At 71.0% G+C, this 18,360-nt stretch carries 14 protein-coding genes and 8 pseudogenes; 10 read left to right on the top strand and 12 right to left on the bottom strand.

Annotation, left to right across the window (positions count from 1 at the left end):
• A partial coding sequence (locus AB1285_RS19785; RefSeq protein WP_429977716.1) for an SDR family NAD(P)-dependent oxidoreductase occupies positions 1-337 on the bottom strand: 337 nt, incomplete at its 3' end.
• 77 nt (positions 338-414) lie between these two features.
• Between AB1285_RS19785 and AB1285_RS19790 the strand changes: the two genes are divergently transcribed.
• From AB1285_RS19790 to AB1285_RS19800, 3 genes and pseudogenes are all read left to right on the top strand, one after another.
• On the top strand, positions 415-753 hold the full coding sequence (locus AB1285_RS19790) for a hypothetical protein (protein ID WP_429977717.1): 339 nt from the start codon (positions 415-417) through the stop codon (positions 751-753).
• Between the two features lie 35 nt (positions 754-788).
• Complete coding sequence (locus tag AB1285_RS19795; RefSeq protein WP_429977718.1) at positions 789-1,487, top strand: NAD(P)-dependent oxidoreductase; 699 nt, start codon at positions 789-791, stop codon at positions 1,485-1,487.
• A pseudogene (locus AB1285_RS19800) lies at positions 1,400-2,257 on the top strand (fumarylacetoacetate hydrolase family protein). Before AB1285_RS19795 ends, AB1285_RS19800 begins: the two are co-directional and overlap by 88 nt.
• A 158-nt stretch (positions 2,258-2,415) precedes the next feature.
• On the opposite strand, the pseudogene AB1285_RS19805 reads toward AB1285_RS19800, so the two are convergent.
• From AB1285_RS19805 to AB1285_RS19815, 3 genes and pseudogenes are all read right to left on the bottom strand, one after another.
• Positions 2,416-2,975, bottom strand: a pseudogene (locus tag AB1285_RS19805) (SMP-30/gluconolactonase/LRE family protein).
• Positions 2,976-3,257: 282 nt separating this feature from the next.
• Entirely contained in the window at positions 3,258-3,431 is a 174-nt protein-coding gene (locus tag AB1285_RS19810; RefSeq protein ID WP_429977719.1) for a hypothetical protein, read from the bottom strand.
• Positions 3,383-4,039, bottom strand: a complete 657-nt coding sequence (locus tag AB1285_RS19815) for a hypothetical protein (RefSeq protein WP_429977720.1) — start codon at positions 4,037-4,039, stop codon at positions 3,383-3,385. The genes AB1285_RS19810 and AB1285_RS19815 overlap by 49 nt, the downstream gene beginning before the upstream one ends.
• Positions 4,040-4,141: 102 nt before the next feature.
• Here AB1285_RS19815 and AB1285_RS19820 point away from each other — a divergent pair.
• Positions 4,142-4,477 (top strand): annotated as a pseudogene (locus AB1285_RS19820) (Gfo/Idh/MocA family oxidoreductase); the annotation flags it as partial.
• Positions 4,478-5,092: 615 nt separating this feature from the next.
• Here the strand turns inward: AB1285_RS19820 and AB1285_RS19825 are convergent.
• Positions 5,093-5,531 (bottom strand): annotated as a pseudogene (locus tag AB1285_RS19825) (VOC family protein).
• A 424-nt stretch (positions 5,532-5,955) separates the two neighbouring features.
• Positions 5,956-8,655, bottom strand: a pseudogene (locus tag AB1285_RS19830) (MMPL family transporter).
• A gap of 286 nt (positions 8,656-8,941) precedes the next feature.
• Here AB1285_RS19830 and AB1285_RS19835 point away from each other — a divergent pair.
• Complete coding sequence (locus AB1285_RS19835; protein ID WP_429977721.1) at positions 8,942-9,271, top strand: TetR-like C-terminal domain-containing protein; 330 nt, start codon at positions 8,942-8,944, stop codon at positions 9,269-9,271.
• Between the two features lie 246 nt (positions 9,272-9,517).
• Here the strand turns inward: AB1285_RS19835 and purL are convergent.
• From purL to AB1285_RS19855, 4 genes and pseudogenes are all read right to left on the bottom strand, one after another.
• Positions 9,518-11,839, bottom strand: a pseudogene (purL, locus tag AB1285_RS19840) (phosphoribosylformylglycinamidine synthase subunit PurL).
• Positions 11,840-11,946: 107 nt separating this feature from the next.
• Complete coding sequence (locus tag AB1285_RS19845) at positions 11,947-12,327, bottom strand: PIN domain-containing protein (RefSeq protein ID WP_370428116.1); 381 nt, start codon at positions 12,325-12,327, stop codon at positions 11,947-11,949.
• A gap of 142 nt (positions 12,328-12,469) precedes the next feature.
• Positions 12,470-12,664 (bottom strand): annotated as a pseudogene (locus tag AB1285_RS19850) (type II toxin-antitoxin system Phd/YefM family antitoxin); the annotation flags it as partial.
• A gap of 60 nt (positions 12,665-12,724) precedes the next feature.
• Positions 12,725-13,674: pseudogene (locus tag AB1285_RS19855) on the bottom strand (helix-turn-helix transcriptional regulator).
• Positions 13,675-14,774: 1,100 nt separating this feature from the next.
• On the opposite strand from AB1285_RS19855, the gene AB1285_RS19860 reads away from it, so the two are divergent.
• Together AB1285_RS19860 and AB1285_RS19865 are read left to right on the top strand one after the other, a co-directional pair.
• Complete coding sequence (locus AB1285_RS19860; protein ID WP_429977728.1) at positions 14,775-14,957, top strand: hypothetical protein; 183 nt, start codon at positions 14,775-14,777, stop codon at positions 14,955-14,957.
• Between the two features lie 290 nt (positions 14,958-15,247).
• Positions 15,248-15,673 carry a 3-keto-5-aminohexanoate cleavage protein gene (locus AB1285_RS19865; RefSeq protein WP_429977726.1) on the top strand — a complete coding sequence of 142 codons (426 nt, stop codon included), beginning with the start codon at positions 15,248-15,250 and terminating at the stop codon, positions 15,671-15,673.
• 406 nt (positions 15,674-16,079) lie between these two features.
• Here the strand turns inward: AB1285_RS19865 and AB1285_RS19870 are convergent, their stop codons facing one another.
• Positions 16,080-16,280 (bottom strand): VOC family protein, encoded by a 201-nt coding sequence (locus AB1285_RS19870; protein ID WP_429977722.1) that lies wholly within the window; start codon positions 16,278-16,280, stop codon positions 16,080-16,082.
• A gap of 234 nt (positions 16,281-16,514) precedes the next feature.
• Positions 16,515-17,066: a WYL domain-containing protein gene (locus AB1285_RS19875; RefSeq protein ID WP_429977723.1), complete on the bottom strand. Its 552-nt coding sequence runs from the start codon at positions 17,064-17,066 to the stop codon at positions 16,515-16,517.
• Positions 17,067-17,435: 369 nt separating this feature from the next.
• Between AB1285_RS19875 and AB1285_RS19880 the strand changes: the two genes are divergently transcribed.
• The 3 genes from AB1285_RS19880 to AB1285_RS19890 all read left to right on the top strand — a co-directional run bounded on the left by AB1285_RS19880 (position 17,436) and on the right by AB1285_RS19890 (position 18,165).
• Positions 17,436-17,708 (top strand): NAD(P)H-binding protein, encoded by a 273-nt coding sequence (locus AB1285_RS19880; protein ID WP_429977727.1) that lies wholly within the window; start codon positions 17,436-17,438, stop codon positions 17,706-17,708.
• A gap of 34 nt (positions 17,709-17,742) precedes the next feature.
• A complete protein-coding gene (locus tag AB1285_RS19885) occupies positions 17,743-17,913 on the top strand; it encodes a hypothetical protein (protein ID WP_429977724.1) in 171 nt (56 codons plus the stop codon).
• A gap of 78 nt (positions 17,914-17,991) precedes the next feature.
• Entirely contained in the window at positions 17,992-18,165 is a 174-nt protein-coding gene (locus tag AB1285_RS19890; protein WP_429977725.1) for a hypothetical protein, read from the top strand.
• The last annotated feature ends 195 nt before the right edge of the window (positions 18,166-18,360 follow it).

Consider the following 18,360-nt stretch of genomic DNA (forward strand, 5'->3'; position numbering starts at 1 on the left):
TTCGTCTCCAGGACGAAGTCCCACTCCTCGATGTCGATCTCGGGATACGGGGTGTACGGGCACACGCCGCGTTGTTGACGAGGACGTGCAGGTCGCCCCAGGCGTCCGTGACCTCGGCGATGAGGGCGGCGATGGAGTCCGGTTCGCGGAGGTCGAGGCGCGACACGTGGACGTCCGGGGAACCGGCGGCACGGCACTCCTCAGCCACGCGGACGGCTTCGGCCTCGCGTCCGGCGTAGGTGATCCAGAGGGCGACGCCCTCGCGGGCGAGTTCGAGGGCGGCGGCGGTTCCGATGCCGGAACTGGCGCCCGTGACGAGTGCGCGGCGAACAGTCATGCCTAAACGCTATAGCAAGAAGCGGTCTCGGGACAGCGGCTGTACGCCAGCTTGCTAGATGCTATAGCATCGCATTCATGACCGCGCCGCTCATCCTCGTCACCGACTGCGACCTCCCGGGAATCGTCATCGAAGACACCCTCCGGGCCGCCGGCCTCCGTGCCGAACGGGCCGCCTCCGGGAGTCCGGACGACATCGCCGCCGCCGGAGCCGACGCCGAAGCGCTGGTCGTGCAGTGGGCGCGCATCGACGGCCCCCTCATGGACCGCCTGCCGAACCTCCGTTTCATCAGCCGGGTCGGCATCGGCTACGACATGATCGACGTCGAGGCCGCCACGGCCCGCGGCATCGCCGTCGCGAACACGCCGAGCTACTGCATCGAAGAGGTCGCCGCGCACACCGTCGCGATGATCTGACCCAGGCCCGCGGCCTCTCCGCCTACGACCGGGCCGTGCGCGACGGCGTCTGGAAGGCCGTCGACGCCCGGCCGCTCGCCGTGAGGCCGTCCTCCACCACCGTGTCGGTGCTCGGGTTCGGGCGCATCGGATCGATCGTCGCCCGCGGGTGCCGGGCGCTCGGCTTCCGCGTGCTCGTCGCCGACCCCTACGCTTCCGACGACGCCGTGAGCGACGCGGGCTGCGAGCCCGTCGACATCCCCTCGGCGATCGCCCGCGCCGACATCCTCACGCTGCACGTGCCGCTGACGGACGAGACCCGCCACCTGATCGACGCCGCGGCCCTGGCGACGATGAAGCGCGACGCCGTGATCGTGAACACCTGCCGCGGCCCGCTCATCGACGAGGACGCCCTGGCCGCGGCGCTCCGCGACGGGCGGCTCGCCGGTGCCGCCCTCGACGTCTTCGCGGAGGAGCCCCTCCCCGCGACCTCCCCGCTGCGGGCGCTCGACACCGTGCTCCTCACGCCGCACGCCGCCTGGTACTCCCCGGAGGGCCCTGGCGGATCTTCCCGTGCACGCCGCCGAGAACGTGATCCGCTCGCTCGCCGGCGAGGCCGTACCCATCGTCAACCCGAGCTTCGCCGCCGCGCGCTGAGAGGACCCTCATGGAACTGCTGCGACTCGGCGAGATCGGCCACGAGCGCCCCTACGTCCGCGATGACGAGGGCGTGGTGCGCGATCTCGGATCCCTGACCCGCGACATCGACGGCGCCTTCCTCGCCGCGGACGGCATCGCCCGCGTGCGCGCGGCAATGGCAGACGGCGCACTCCCGGAGGCGGAGACCGCCGGCTGCGCGTCGGCGCCCCCGTGGCGCGGCCGACCGCCGTGATCTGCATCGGCCAGAACTACGCGGCGCACGCGGCGGAGTCGGGCGCCGAGCCGCCCGCGCACCCGGTGGTGTTCTTCAAGCACCCGAACACTGTCGTGGGCCCGGACGACGTCGTGCTCCCTGCCGCCGGGCGCCGAGAAGGTCGACTGGGAGGTCGAGCTCGCGGTCGTCATCGGCCGCACGGCGCGGTATCTGCCCTCCGTCGAGGCCGCGCGCGACGTGATCGCCGGCTACACCATCTCGAACGACGTGTCCGAGCGGGCGTATCAGCTCGAGGTCTCCGGCGGACAGTGGTCGAAGGGGAAGTGCTCCGAGACGTTCAACCCCCTCGGCCCCGCGCTGGTGCCCGCCGACGAGGTCGACCCCCAGGCGCTGCGCCTGCGGTCCTTCGTGAACGGCGAGCCGCGGCAGGACTCCTCCACCGCCGACATGATCTTCCCCGTGCTGCAGCTCGTGCACGAGCTCAGCCACTACCTCGTGCTCGAACCAGGAGACGTCATCAACACCGGCACCCCGCAGGGCGTCGCGCTGTCCGGGCGCTTCCCCTATCTGCAGGACGGCGACGAGATGACCATCGAGATCGAGCGGCTCGGCCGTCAGCACCAGCGCACGGAGCGGGTCCGGCTCGGGTGAGGCCTGTGCCCGGGGCACGGTTCCTTTCGCTGAGTGCAACCGTGTCCCGGGTAGAGGCCTCTCCCGGGCACCCCACGGCCACAGGCATCCGCGCCGGCTCAGGCGGGTGGAGGGGAAAGGTGCCTGATGTCGCGCGAGCGCCTGAACCCGCGCGAGGGTCAGCCGGCGAAGGGGAGGACCGGGAGGCCGTGCACCCCGGGACGCACCGCGAAGACCGACCCCGCGGCAGTGCCGTGATCGGGCGGCAGGCCCTGCGCGGAGGTCGTGATGAAGAGCGTGCCGAGGTCGTCGCCGCCGAACGTGCAGGCACTGACCTGGGGCACCGGCAGCACGATGTCCTCGCGCACGGCCCCGGACGGCTCGAACCCGCGCACACGGCTCCCGCCCCACAGCGCGACCCAGACGCTGCCGTCCGCGGCGACCGTGAGGCCGTCGGGCACGCCGTCGTCTTCGGGATGTGCGCGAACACCCGGCGTCCGCGGAGGTCGCCCTCGGCCACGTCGAACACGTCGATCCGGCCGGTGTCGGTGTCCACGTAGTAGACGCGGCGGCCGTCGGGGGAGTAGCTGACCCCGTTGGACGAGGTCACGCGGGGGAGCACCGTGGTCACGTCGAGCGCGGCGTCGATGCGCAGCACGGTCCCTGCACCCTCGGTGGAGTCCGTGGACATCGATCCGGCCAGAAGTCGCCCTCGCGGGTCGCAGCAGCCGTCGTTCATGCGCACCGCGCCGTCGTCGAGCAGGGTCGCGACGGGACGGGCCTCCGTGTCGGGCCGTCGGCGAGGTACAGGGTACGCGCGCCCACCGCCACGAAGCCCCCGGACGTCCGCGGACGGAAGAACGCGAGGTACTCGTCGTCGACGTGCTGGCGGACGATATCGTCGCCGCGGAGGTGAGCAGGTCGCCCGCGTCTCCGTCGACCCAGCGCAGCCCGCCCCACCCGGGCCACCAGACCGGGGCTTCGGCGTGGACGGCGACCGGGCCGGTCACGTTCTCGGGAGTCATGCGCTCTCCGCCGTCCGCCGCGGGTCGGTCACGGGCAGCGGCTCCGGAACGGGGCCGTCATGATCCGCCGCTGCGGCACGGGCGGACGGAAGCTCCTTCGCCACCTGCTTCTCGAGCACGGTCACGGCCTCGTCGGAGAGCAGGATGAGGCCGTCGAGCTCCTCGCGCACCCGCTTGTACGCGATGTTCCGCTCGGACTGCGTCGCCGACTCGTCCACGGCGACCTTGAGAGCTGCTGCGCACGGTCGAGGCGCTTGCGCTCGGCCTCGGTGAACGTCGAGTCGCGCAGCCGACGGGCGTCCTTCTCCGCGATCTCGAACGCGACGGCGTAGTCGCCGACGGCCTGCAGGTACTCCGCGATCTGCTGCTCCGAGAGCGTCGCGTCGGCGGAGGCCGGACGCAGCGCGTCCGCGGTCTTCTTCGCGCGGAGGAAGGCGGCCGTCAGCGGCTGGCGGCCGTCGCTCATCGCGGGGAAGGCGATCAGCTTGGCGACGTCGAGCTCGTAGTCGAGCCAGCGCGCGGTGATCTCGTCATGCTCGCGAAGAGGCGGGCGAGCAGGTCGTCGGGCGCCACCGGCGCCGGTCGTGTCGACCACGGTAGGACCCTGGCGCTTCGCCTGCCGTCCGGCCGCGCGCGCCTCGATCTCGGCCGTCTTCAGCTGCGCCTTCATACGCAGCGTCTCCAGCCGGCGCTCGTGCCGACGCTTGGAGCTGCGCTCCCAGGCCTTGGCGGCGCCGCCGCCATGCCCATGATCGGAAGATGAGCCACCAGTAGTCACCCGCGAAGTTCCAGAAGCCCCGGATGAACTCGTCCATGATGGGTTCAGCCTACTGCGCGACGGCGGGTCGCCGGGGGCCCGCACGAGAGGGAGGGCGGCCGCATGAAGAGCGTCGGCATCGTCGGGATCGAGAACAGCCACGCCACGGAGATCGTCCGCTTCCTCAACGTCGAGGCCCCGGACGTGCCCGTGCGGATCACGGCCCTCGTGGCAGGGGAGCCGGAGCGCACGCGGGAACTGGCCGCGCTCGGCGGCATCGAACGCGTCGTCGACGAGGCGGGCGCGCTCCTCGGCACGGTGGATGCGCTCATCGTGACCGCCCGCGACGGTGCCGATCATCGCGCCATCGCCGTCCCCTTCCTGGAAGCCGGGGTGCCGGTCTGGGTCGACAAGCCCCTCGCAGCAGCGGTCGCCGATGCCGACGCGATCCTCGCCGCCGCGCAGGGTGGGCAGGCGCCCGTCACCTCATCGTCCACGCTCCGCTGGCTCGCCGACACCGCGGAGCTCGTGGCGGAGGCCGGCCGCATCGGGGAGGTCAGGCGGTCACCGTCACGGGACCTGCCGATCCGGACAGCCCGTACAGCGGCATCTTCTTCTACGGGCATCCACATCGCCGATCTCGCCCAGGTTCTGCGGCGCGGCATCGCGGAGGACGTCGAGGTGCAGTTCCTGCCCGCGGGTGTCGTCGCCCGCTACCGGGTCGACGGGGTGCCCGTCACGCTGGAGTTCGTGCGGCCGGACGGCGATCGCCAGGTGCCGTTCCGGGCGACCGTCGTCGGCCGACGGGGCATCGCCAGCCGGGAGATCCCGATCGGTCCCGGGTACGTGCAGCCCGGCGTCCGTGCCTTCGCCCGGATGCTCGAGACCGGTGAGCCGCCGGTTCCCGCGTCCGAGATGCGCGCTCCGATCGCCGTGCTCGACCAGATCGCCGAGGTCCTCGCCTCCCGCTGCCCCGGGCACAGCTTCGGAGATCCGGGCCGACACGGCCGTCGACAGGTTCCGTTCGGCGGCGTGTCGCCTGCGGTCTCCGAAGCTGTGCCCGGCCGAGCGGGTTCAGGCCTTCGTGAGGTCCTGCGCGAGCATGAGGATGATGCCGCTGGGGCCGCGGAGGTAGGTCAGTCGGTAGATGTCCCGGTAGTTTCGCGACGCCGCGCAGGGGATGGAACCCGTGCCGCGCGGCGATGGCGAGGGAGGCGTCGATGTCGTCGACGGAGAAGGCGATCCGGTGCATGCCGATCTCGTTCGGCCTCGTCGGCTCCGTCTCGATCGCGTCCGGATGGATGTACTCGAAGAGCTCGATCTGCCCGCGCCCGTCCGGGGTCTGCAGCGCGGCGATCCGCGCGTGGTTCCCGTCGAGTCCGACCGCGGTGGACGCCCACTCGCCGCTGACCTCGTCCCGTCCGACCACGGACAGCCCCAGGTCGGTGAAGAAGGCGATGGTGGCGTCGAGGTCGCGCACGGCGATCCCGATGTTCTCGAGGGCGATGGCCATGCCCGCGATGCTACTCCGGCGTCAGCGACCGAGCTTCTCGGCGCAGGCCACGCAGTATTCCGCGAACGGCCGTACCTCCAGGCGCTCCGCGGGATAGGCCTGCCGCAGTGCGCGCAGATGCCGTAGGTCCCGGCGTCCATCCGCATCAGCGCCTCGTCCACCTGGCGGAGCTCCGCCTGCGCCGCCTCGGCGAGCCCCGACAGTCGCGACCACTCCGACGAGAGCGTCACCCCCTCCGGGTCGTGCTCGTCGTCGTCGTTCGAGCCCTCGCGATCGTGCATGAGCTCCGCGAGGGTGGCCGCCGTCGCCGTGACGCGAGCCGCGGCCTCGGCGCGACGCTCTTCCAACAGCGCTCGCAGATCCATCCGCCCACTCTAGGCCCGGCGACACTCACGTCGTCGCGGGTCCAGGCGTCCGCGCCGATTCAGGCGACACAGGCAGCAAGTGCCTGAACTCCCGCGCCTGCCTGTCCTCTCGGGACAGCCTGCGCCCGCGAACGCTCGCGCAGGGTCAGGCATCCGCGCGGCATCAGGCGACACCAGCAGCAGGTGCCTGAACCCGCGCGAACGCCTGAACCCGCGCGTGACCGCGATTCAGCCGCGGTGCGCGGAGCCTCCACGGTGGGCACGGAGTCGGTGTGCACGCTGGGGTGATCCCGCTCCAGCGCCGCGCCCTCCATGTCGACGTTCGGGATGATGCGGTCGAGCCACTTCGGCAGCCACCAGGCCGAGCGTCCGAGCAGGTGCATGAGCGCGGGCATCAGCAGCATCCGCACGACAAACGCGTCGAGCAGCACGCCGAACGCGAGGCCGAACCCGATGGACCGGATGATGGTCGACTCCGAGAACACGAACCCGCCGAACACCGACACCATGATGAGCGCGGCCGCGATGACCACCGAGCGCCCGGCCCGGAAGCCCTGCGCCACGGCATCGCGCGCGGAGGCACCGTGCACATAGGCCTCGCGCATCCCCGACGCGAGGAAGAGCTGGTAGTCCATGGCCAGTCCGAACAGGATGCCGACGAGGATCACCGGCAGGAAGCTCAGGATCGGACCGGTGCTGTGCAACCCGATGAGGTCGGCGCCCCACCCCACTGGAACACCGCGACGATGAGCCCGTACGTCGCGAACAGCGACAGCACGAACCCTCCCGTGGCGATGAGCGGCACGAGCAGTGAGCGGAACACGACGATCATGATGAGCAGCGACAGTCCCACGACGACCACGAGGTACAGCGGCAGCACGCTCGCCAGGGCCTCGGAGATGTCGATGTTCGTGGCAGCCTGCCCGGCGACGCCGAGGGTGATGCCGCCGTCGATCTCGGGGAGACCTCGCAGATCCTGCACCAGTTTCTCGGTGGAGGCGCTGTTCGGGCCCTCGGCAGGAAGCACCTGGAAGGCGAGGAGCGTGTTGTCGTCCGACGTCGCGATGGGAGCGACCGCGACCACGTCGTCCTGCTCCGCGATCTTCTCGGCCACGGTCACCTGGGTGGCCAGCAGGTCGTCGTCGCTCACGGCGTCGTCGAGGGTCGCGGTCACCAGGAGCGGCCCGTTCGCACCCTCGCCGAACTGCTCGTCGACGGTCTGGAACGCGCGGTAGCTGGTGGAGTCGGCGGGTTCGCTCGACCCGTCCGGGAGGCCGAGGCGCATCGACATCGCGGGGATCGCGATCACGAGCAGCGCGATGACGCTGACGAGGGCGGTGACGACCGCGCGCAGCGTCGACATCCGGCGCACGGGCTTTCCGGCCGCGTGCTCCTGGCCGATGGTCGCCCGCGCCTTGCGGCCCGAGCAGGCGGGTGCCGACGAGGCCGAGGATCGCCGGGGCGAGGGTCACGGCCACGAGCACGGCGACGGCGACGCAGACCGCGCCCACCGTGCCCATGAGGCCGAGGAACGGCACGCCCGTCACGTTGAGGGCGAGGAGTGCGACGATGACCGTGGTCCCCGCGAACACCACCGCGGTCCCGGAGGTGCCGGTGGACAGGCCGATGGACTCGCGCACGGGCGACCCGGCCAGCAGCTGCTTGCGGTGCCGGTTCACGATGAAGAGGGAGTAGTCGATGCCGACCGCGAGCCCCAGCATCACGCCGAGGACGGGAGTGACCGAGGCCATGTCGACGACGCCGGAGAACGCGAGGGACGCCGTGACGCCCACAGCCGACACCGACCACGGCCGTGACGATCGGAAGGGCCGCACCGATCAGCGAGCCGAGCATGACGATGAGCACGACCGCGGCGAACGCGAGACCGATGGCTTCGCCGACGCCGAAGATCTCCGGCACACCCTGGGCGATGTCGGTGCCGAGTCGACCGTGGACGCCGTCGATCTCCTCGTCCTGGAAGTGGGCGATGGTGCTCTGCTTGGTCTCTTCGGCGAGTTCCAGGCGCGGGTCGACGAAGGAGACGTTGACGATCGCCGTGGAGCCGTCCTCCGAGACGACGCCGATGCCCTCCGAGAGGTTGAGAAGGGTCGTTCCGAGCTCCAGCTGCTCCGCACTGTCGGCGAGCTCGTCGCGGTTCGCGTCGATGGTGGCCTGCTGGGCCTCGAGCTGCGCGAGCTGGGCGTTCAGCTCCGCGAGCTGCGCGTCGAGCGCGGCAGTCTGCTCGGGCGGTGCACCGGCGGCGTTGGCCTGAGCCCGCGCTCCTTCGAGCTGGGTGATCCGGTCTCGAGCTGGGCGCGGCCGTCGTCGAGCTGGGCCTGGCCGGCGTCGAGCTGCGCGCGGCCGTCGTCGAGCTGGGCCTGTCCGTCTGTCAACTCCTTCGCCTGCTCGTCCTGCTGCCGCTGGGCGTCGAACGGGTCGACGACGGAGGCGACGCCGTCGAGGTCCTCCGCGCTCGCTGCGAGGTCGGAGATCGCCTGCTTCTGCTCGTCGGTGAACGGCTCGCCGTCGTCCGTCCGGTAGACGACCGTCCGGTGCCGCCGGCGGTGTCCGCAGCTTGTCGGCGAGCTGATCGGTGACCTCGCCGGACGCGGTGCCCGGGATGTCGAAGCTGTTGCTCAGCGTGCCGCCGAACGTGAGAAGGCGCCGACGCCGAGCCCGAGGATGAGCACCCAGGAGACGATCACCGTCCATGCTTTGCGCGCAGCGAAAGAACCCAGACGGAACAGCAGTGAAGCCACGTGATCTCCTTCAGACGAAAAGAGCATACGGCACGTCTCGTCTAGGGATCTGTGGCTATCCTGAACGCATGGTGAACGAGCATCGCAGCGGCCCCGTGCGCAGCACCGCGGCCCGCGAGGCGATCCTCGACGCGACGGCCCGGCTCTTTCACAATCAGGGGTACGACCGGCTCACGATCGAGGCATCGCCAAGGAGGCCAAGGTCGGCAAGCAGACCATCTACCGCTGGTGGCCGTCGCGGGGTGCGCTCATCGGGGAGTGCCTGGCCGAGGGGCGACTCATCCCCGTGGACTTCGTCGTGCCCGACACCGGAGACCTCTCCGCCGACGTGGAGACCTGGCTGCGGAGCGTGCTCTCCATCCTCGAGAAACCCCAGGGCGGGGTGCTGCTGCGATCACTCGTGGCCGCGGCGACCGAGGACGCCTCGGTCGGCGCGCACCTCGGGAGAGCCTCGGGGTGGAGAAGTACCTGTCGGAGCGCCTCCGCGGGGGCATCCGGGACGGTCAGCTGCCGGAGGACGCCCCGGTCGAGCAGCCTCGGCCGCGCGATCCTCGGGGCCATCATCGTGGAGTCCCTCGCCGCGAGGCCCACGATCCGGGTTCCGTCGTCGCCCTGACCCCGCTACCTCTTCGCCCGCTGAGGTCGCGGATCCGCACGAGGTCGCATGGGTTCCTGGAATCCCTGCGACCGGGTGCGAATCTGCGACGTAACGCCAGGTCAGCCGAGGAGGATGGTGAGCACGGTCGCGCCGGCCGCCACCGAGGATCAGTGCCACGATGACGGTCCACGCGATGATGCGGATGCGCCGGTTGCGCTTCTCGCCGAGGTCGCCGTAGTCCTCGCTGAGGCCGTCCGCCGCTCATCAGGCCACCGGCTCCGTGACGGTCGGACCGAAGTACGACGGCAGCGTGGCCTGCGAGCGCTGGCGGAGCTCGGCGGCCGAGACGGTGAAGACGTCCTGCACCTCGAGCTGTGGCTCGCTGTCCGTGACGCCGATGCGGGCGACCGGGTAGCCGCGGCCCTCGCAGAGACCGCGGAACTTCACGTCGTCCTCGCGGGGGACGGTCACGAGCACGCGGCCGGTCGACTCGGAGAACAGGGCGGACGCGGCGTCCACGCCGTCGCGCTCGATGATCTCGTTCAGCCAGACGCGGGCACCGACGCCGAAGCGCATGACACCCTCGGCCAGGGCCTGCGCGAGACCACCCTCCGAGAGGTCGTGCGCCGAGGAGATGAGCCACTCGTCACGGGCCGCGGCGAGCAGGCCGGCCAGGCGCTTCTCGCCCGCGAGGTCGACCTTCGGCGGGCGGCCGCCGAGGTGCTGGTGCACGACGTCGGCCCACGCGGAGCCGGACAGCTCGGTCGAAGTCGTGCCGAGCAGGTAGATGTTCTGCCCCTCGTCCTGCCAGCCGGACGGGATGCGCGGGAGACGTCGTCGATGATGCCCAGCACGCCGACGAGCGGGGTCGGGTGGATCGGCACGTCACCGGTCTGGTTGTAGAACGAGACGTTACCGCCCGTGACCGGGGTGCCCAGCTCGTAGCAGCCGTCCGCGAGGCCGTCGACGGTCTGCCCGAACTGCCACATGACCTCGGGGTTCTCGGGGGAGCCGAAGTTCAGGCAGTCGGTGATCGCGGTCGGCACGGCGCCGGTGACGGCGACGTTCCGGTAGCCTCGGCGAGCGCGAGCTGCGCGCCCGCATAGGGGTCGAGCTGGCAGTAGCGGCCATTGGCGTCCGTCGAGACCGCGAAGCCCAGGCCGGATTCCTCGTCCACGCGGATCATGCGGCGTCGTCGGGGAAGCTCAGGGCCGTGTTGCCGAGCACGTAGTAGTCGTACTGGTTCGTGATCCAGCTCGTGTCCGCGAGGTTCGGGGAGGCGACGAGGGCGAGGAACTGTTCGCGGAGCGTCTCCGGTCGTTTGCCCGCGGCAGGTTCTCGGCGGCGTCCGCCTGCAGGGCGTCGATCCACGTCGGGTAGGCGACGGACGGTCGTAGACGGGGCCGTCGACCGCGACGGTCGAGGGGTCGACGTCGACGATGCGCTCGCCCTGCCAGTCGATGATGAGGCGGTCCGTCTCCGGTGACCTCGCCGAGCACGGAGGTCTCGACCTCCCACTTGTTCACGACGGCCAGGAAGGCGTCGAGCTTCTCGGGGCGACGATCGCCATCATGCGCTCCTGCGACTCCGACATGAGGATCTCCTCGGCCGTGAGCGTGGGGTCGCGCAGCAGCACGTTGTCGAGGGAGACCTTCATACCGCTGTTGCCGTTGGCCGCGAGCTCGCTCGTCGCGCACGAGATGCCGGCGGCGCCGAGGTCCTGGATCGCCTCGACGAGCTCGCCGCGGTACAGCTCCAGGCAGCACTCGATGAGCACCTTCTCGGCGAACGGGTCTCCCACCTGCACCGCGGGGCGCTTCGTGGGGCCGCCGTCGGCGAACGTGTCGGAGGCCAGGATGCTCGCGCCGCCGATGCCGTCGCCGCCGGTGCGGGCACCGAACAGGACGACCTTGTTGCCGACGCCGGTGGCGTTCGCGAGCTTGAGGTCTTCGTGGCGCAGCACGCCCACCGCGAGCGCGTTCACGAGCGGGTTGGCCTGGTAGACGCTGTCGAAGACGGTCTCGCCGCCGATGTTCGGAAGGCCCAGGCAGTTGCCGTAGAAGCTGATGCCGCTGGTCACGCCGTGCACGACGCGGGCGGTGTCCGGGTGGTCGATCGCGCCGAAGCGCAGGGCGTCCATGACCGCGACGGGGCGGGCGCCCATCGAGATGATGTCGCGGACGATGCCGCCGACACCGGTCGCCGCGCCCTGGAAGGGCTCGATGAACGACGGGTGGTTGTGCGACTCGGCCTTGAAGGTGACGGCCCAGCCCTCGCCGACGTCGACGACGCCCGCGTTCTGGCCCATGCCGACCATCAGGCGTTCCTTCATCTCGTCGGAGACCTTCTGGCCGAAGCGGCGCAGGTAGTTCTTGCTCGACTTGTAGGAGCAGTGCTCCGACACATCACCGAGTACATCGCCAGCTCGCCCGAGGTGGGGCGGCGGCCGAGGATCTCCTTGATGCGCGCGTACTCGTCGTCCTTGAGCCCGAGGGCGCCGTACGGCTGCTCCTTCTCGGGCGTCGCGATCGCGTTCTCGACGGAGTCGGGGACGTGCTGGGGGGAAGGTGCAGGGGCGGTGGTCACGCGCACTCCAAAGGAAGGGGCCGGCGGGGCGTGTTCAGTCTACCGGCGCGGTCGGGGCCGTTCTCATCGTGCGCGCAGTCGCACGGCGTCGGGGTGGGAAGGCGGCGTCATGGCAGCTCGGCGAGGCTCAGGCCCTGTGCGCGTGCTGCGGCCGCCAGCTCACGGTCGAAGGTGAGGAGCGCAGTGACCACGTCGCCGAGTTCGAGCGCGGCGGCGAGGTGGAGAGCATCCAGAGCGCGGAGCCCTGAGCCTGCCTGGATGGCCGCGGTCAGCGTTTCGTCGTCGACGGAGACGAGCGCGACGCGGTCGAGGAGATCGACGACGGCTGCGCGGTCGAGGGAACGGCGGTCTGCGATCGCGTGCAGTTCCACGGCGAGGAGGCGCGAAGAGACGAACTCGCTGCCGTTCGCGAAGGCGCGGACGACCGCTTCCGACCCCTCTTCCTCGATGAGTGCCTTCGCGGCCGCTGAGGTGTCGAGGTAGATCACGACCGTCGGCCCGAAGCTCGCCGAGGATCTCCGTCACGGACAGCGAGTCCGGCACGGGGGCGTGGCGGAGCGGACCGTTCGCGCGGGGCAGCGTCACCCGCCCGTTGACGATCATGCGCGTCCAGGCCGTCTCGGCGGGCGGCGACAACTCGGCGATCGGGCGCCCGCGGTCTGTCACCGTCAGGTGCTCTCCGGCGGTGACGCGCGCCAGCACCCGCGCGGTCTGCTGATTCAGTTCGGTCTTCGACACGGTGCCCATCTCCTCAGGGTAGATCCAAAGTAGTAGAACTACTAGTTCTTGGATTCGTGGGTCCAGTGAACCATCGCTCGGCGACATTGCGAGGCCGGGTGGACGGAGCTCCCCGAACGTTCTGGATAACTCCCCCACAGGGCAGCGTCAGGAGGAGGAGTGCGCTGCCGCGAACCGCTGCGCCAGCATCCCCGCCGCCTCGCGCAGCGCCTCGGGCCCGACCACCGTGAACGGTGCGTCGAACCGGGCCACCGCGGCGAGCACACCCGTCCACGACCAGGAGCCGACCATAAGGCGGCACGAGCCGTCCGACAGGGGCACCACCTCGCCGTCGCCGACCCACGGCATCACCTCCCGCGCGGGCAGGTCGAGGTCCACCTCGCCCGTGCACGGCCAGCGATCCTCGGTCGTCGAGCCCTTGGCGCGCGCGGCGAGGAGTGTCTGCGCGTTCGCGGCGGGGAGAGGCCGCGGCGTGAAGGAGGGCCCGGTCGGCGTGCGGGGCCGCAGTCGATCGAGGCGGTACGTGCGCCAGTCGGCCGCGTCGAGGTCCCAGGCCAGCAGGTACCAGCGGCCTTCCCGCGCCACGACGGCATGGGGCTCCGTGCGCCGGGGCGGGCGGTCCCGTGCGGAGCCGTAGTCGAATCGGAGCACCTGTCGGTCGCGCACGGCCGCGCTCGCCGCCTCCAGCACGGCCGGGTCCACGCGGATCTCGGCCGGTGCGCCGGTGAAGCGGATGCCGTCGATCCGGTGGCGCAGGCGTGAGGGCATCACCTGGCGCACGGTCGCGAGTGCACGCTGTGCGGCCTCGGTGACTTCGACCCGGTCGCGCTCGCACTCTGCAGGGCCACGGCGATCGCCACGGCCTGATCGTCGTCGAACAGCAGCGGCGGCATATCCGATCCCGCTTCGAGGCGGTAGCCGCCGTACGGGCCCTTGCTGGATCCGATGCGGTAGCCGAGCGCGCGCAGTCGATCGACGTCGCGGCGCACCGTCCTGGGTGTGACGCCGAGACGGTCGGCGAGTTCCCCGCCCGGCCAGTCCCGTGTCGCCTGCAGCAGGGACAGCAATGCGAGCATGCGCGAGGAGCTTCCGGTCATGGCTCCATTCTGTGTGGGGAAGCGGACAGAAACAGACCTCTACTGCTGTGAGGGTGGGGTCACACGGCCCGATCGCGGGGCCGGGACACGGAGGACACCATGACTCTCACGACCACCACCCACCTCAACTTCCGCGGCACGGCTCGGGAGGCGCTCGACTTCTACGGGTCGGTCTTCGGCGGCGAGGTGACCGCGGCGACCTACGGGCAGTTCGGGATGCCGGAGGGGGTTCCCGGGTTCGACAAGGTCGTGTTCGGGCAGCTCGACGGACCCGTGCGGCTGATGGCGTACGACATCCCGGTGCGGACGACACCGCTGCGCCCTCGGGAGCCACCCGCCGCGAGAACGGATGACGATCACCGACCGCTCCTTCTTCCAGTCGCTGCGGGCGGAGTCCCCTCGCGGAGCTTCAGCCCGTGTGGGATGCCCTCGCCGACGGCGCGACGGTGGTCGAGCCCCTCGCCGCCTCCGCGTGGTCGGCCGGCTTCGCATGCTCACGGACCGCTTCGGCGTGACCTGGGTCCTCGACGTCGCCTGATCCCGTCGGACACTCGACCCGGCCCTGTGCCGTCGACCCGGCCCCTTCCGGTCGTCCGCAAGGGGCCGGGATGCACAGAACGGGGTGGCTCGACGAGCGGCGTGCCTCCTGTGCCCGAACCGGCCCCTTGCGGTCGACCCGGCCCCTTGCGACCGTCCGCAGGGGGCCGGGATGCGCGGAAGGGGGTGGGTCGGCGCGGGCGCGCGACACGACATGTCAAGGGCCTCTTCGCTGTCGGTCGCCTCACGTAGAAAGGAGGAGACGAAAGGCAGGGCATGGCCGCAGGAGACATCGAGGACGTTCTCGCGCAACGGCATCTGGTTCAACCGGATCCAGGGCGAGTCGCACACGCTGGGCAGCAGCTTCGAGTCGATGGAGGAGGCGGTGAAGGTCGCCGCGGGGCGGCGACCGCGCGCCAGGTGCAGCACTTCGTCCGCACGGAGGAGGGGCCGTCGGAGGACGTGGCGCCGAACGAAGCGCACCCCGCGCGACCTCATGTGGTGAGGCGCGGATGATCCTGCAGGCCTGTGTGAACGGCGCCAGAGGACGTCGCGGAGCACCCGTGGCTGAGCGCCGACGAGGACGGTGGTCGCTCAAGACGCCGCGGCGGCCGTCGGATGCCGGGGCTGCGGAGATCCACGTGCACCCGAAGGACGCCGCCGGCCGCGACTCCCTCGCGCCCGAGGATGTGCAGCGGTGCTCGGGGCCGTCCGCGCCGCGGCGCCGGGAGTGCCCGTGGGCGTGACGACCGGGGCCTGGGCCGAGCCCGACGTGTCGCGAAGGCTCGAGGCCATCGGAGGCTGGACGGAGCTCCCCGACTATGCCTCCGTGAACTGGCACGAAGACGGGGCCGACGATGTGGCCGTGGCGCTGGGTCGACGGGGCATCGGCGTGGAGGCGGGTATCTGGACGCGGCGGGGACTCGAGGCGTGGCGGGTCTCCCCGGTCCGCGGCGACTGCCTGCGCGTGCTCGTGGAGCTTCCGGCGGAGGCGGCCGACGTCGTCCGTTCGCACGCTGAAGGTCTGATCGCGCACGTGCTCGCGAGGAGCCCGACCTGCCGATCCTGCTGCACGGGGAGGAGCTGTCGACCTGGCCCGCCGTCGACCCTGGCCGCGGAGTTCGGCCTCGACACGCGGATCGGCCTGGAGGACACACTCCTCCTCCCAGACGGCTCCGAGGCTCCGAGCAATGCCGCCCTCGTCCGCGCCGCCCGCGCCCGCCTCCCGCGCCCTAGCCACGCCGCGTCCCTCCTTTCGCGTGAGAGTGCAGGAACGTCCCTTCGGCCACCGGATTCGGGGCGTTCTTGCACTTCTGACCGCAACGAGGTGAGCGATCCTCTCTACCTACCGTCGCTGGAGCACGACCGCCCCTACGCTGGAGCGATGTTCGCCGGTACCTCCGTCTCTTCCTCCTCGTCTACCTGGTCGTCCCGCTTCTCGCGCTGCTGCTCCTGTGGCTGATCATCTACTCGGCGTCCCGGGCGGCCCTGACTGCGCTCGCCGCGCGCTTGCCGCCGAGCGCACCACCGCGCCGGATACTCTCTGACCCTTCGCCCTCAGCGACCTCGACGGCCTCATGCGTCGTCGCTGAAGCCCCGTGCAGGCGCAGAACCGTTCCTCCCGTCGCCGGCTCGGGCACGTTTCCGCCCTTATCTGCACGGGTTCCCGTCCGGGACCCCGGTGCGAGCGCAGAAACATCCCTCATCCTGATCTCGCCTCGACCGGAACGTTTCGCACTCCCCACCGGTGCATCCCATTTCAGTGCGATACGGGATCAGAAACGGCCCTGACCCGCCGCGCCCCGGGACGTTTTCGCACTCTGCACCCGCGGGAGACCGCACGAACGGGCCGCACGAACACCCCGGACTCACGCGGTTGCTCCACCCACGCAGTCGGGACGGTCGACGACGCAGAAGCGGTTCCCCTCGGGGTCTTCCATGATGATGTAGTCCGCGTCGTCGGGGCGGCCATCCCAGTGCACCTCCCGCGCTCCGAGTCCGGCGAGGCGCTCCACCTCCGCGGACTGGTCCTCCGCATAGATGTCGAGGTGGATGCGCGGCGGAAGCACACGCTCCGAGTGGTGTGCGTCGAGGGCGATGCAGGGTGCGTCCGGCGTCGCGGGGTCTGAGCACGACCCAGTCGTCCTCCGCGGGGTCTCGTTCGACGTAGTCGAGGGCGGCCTTCAGAACGCGGTCTGGGCCGGGAGGTCGTCCACGCGGATCACGATCGACACGATCTTCAACATGCGGCGAGGGTACGGCGAGCGAAGGCATCCGCGAGGGGCTTGCGCCGCCGCGTGCGATCAGCTTCCGGAACGGCCGAAGTCGCTCGTGAGCCACTCCCTCGACCGATGCGAACGGGAACTCCCGGGGCGCGAACACCCCCGGCAGCGCCCGCACCTCCCGCATCCGGTCGAGCCGGAACAGCCGCCAGTCGTCGCGGTCGATGTCGAAGCGACCACGTACCACCGCCCTCCGCGGAGATATGGCGATGCGGGCGCGATCACCCGCTCCGAAGCGCGATCGTGCTGGTCGGTATAGGTGAAGGCGACCCGAGCGCTCTGAGCGACCGCGTCGGCCAGCGTCCCGACCGCACCCCACTCTGCGGGTGCCGGCTCCGCGCGCAGGATCTGCGTGGACAGCGCCGTCGCCGCAGCCCGTCGCCGGAGGCCAGGCGGGAGGACCTTTCGATCTTCCCGCGGCGACGGCGGCGGCCGGGTCCTCCGGGCTCCACGCTTCGAGGACGAGCAACCCGGTGATGATCGTGGTGACGTCGTCGGCGTCCAGGAGCAGCGGCGGAATGCGCGTCCCCGGTCGCAGGCGGTAGGCCGCGCGGGACCGGGGCGGGAGCGCACGTCGTAGCCGAGTCGCGCAGGCGCTGCGCATCACGGCGGACCGTCCGCGGCTCACCGCGAGGCGGGCGGCGAGGTCGGGCACGCTCCACTCGCCGCCGTTCTGCAGCAGAGACAGCAGATGGAGGGTGCGGTGCGAGGGGGCGTCCACGGCTCCATCATCGCGCGAGATGCGGCCGGAATCAGGCCGTATCCGTCCGTAGCGTGGAGCGACACCGACCGAGAGGACCCTCATGCGCATCGCTGTCACCACCCCCAACGGCCACGTCGGGCACCACCTCACGCGGATGCTGATCCGCGCCGGCGTCCGTCCCCCTACTGCTCACCAGGGACCCCGATCGCATCGCCGCCGACCTGCGCCCGTACGTCGACATCGCGCAGGCCGACTCGCAGGATCCCGAGGCGATCGTCGCCGCGACACGAGACGTCGATGCCTGTACTGGGTGGATCCGTCGGCGATCTCCGACGAACGCCCTCGCCGACTACGCGCGTGCGACCGAGGCCCTGGTGCAGGCCGTCCGGGCGAACGGCGTCCGGCGCGTGGTGTTCCAGAGCAGCGTCGGGGCGGAGAAGCGCACGGCGTCGGCGAGATCGACGGCCTGGCCGGCACGGAGGTCGCGCTCGACGCCCTCGACATCGACGTGACGCATCTGCGCTGCGGCTACTTCTTCACCAACTGTTGCTCGACGTCGAGTCACTGCGGGGAGGGACGCTCGCCACCGTGCTGCCGCTGGACTTCCGGATGCCGTGGGTGGCGCCGCGCGACATCGCGGAGGTCGCCGCCCTCACGCTGCTGAACGGGGAGTGGAGGGGGCGCGGGTGCAGGCCGTGCACGGACCCGCGGATCTGAGCTGGGCCGAGGTGGCCGCGATCCTGACGGCCGAGCTCGGGCGAGAGGTGACCGTGCAGCGCGGTCGACGACGAGGAGATGCGCCAGGGGCTCCGCGCCGCCGGGATGCCGGAGGCGATGGCCGTGGCCGTGCTGGGGATGTCGACCGGGCTCCGCGACGGCTTCGTGGCGGAGCAGCCGCGGTCCGTCCTCTCGACGACGCCGACGACTCTCGAAGCATGGGCGCGCGAGGAGCTCGTCGGAGTGGTGTGACCGGCATCCTGCCGGAACCGGTCCCGTCCGATATGGTGCGGCCATGGAGACTACATCCGAGGTGACGCACGAGACCGATGACGACGCGCGGTCGGGGACCGCGCCCGAGACGATGAGGTCGACCTCGCGGAGCGGCGGACGGCTGGCCGTGAACAGCTTCGGATGGATCGCCGCGTGGGGTGTGTCGGTCGTGGC

The organism is Microbacterium sp. NRRL B-14842, assembly GCF_050470785.1.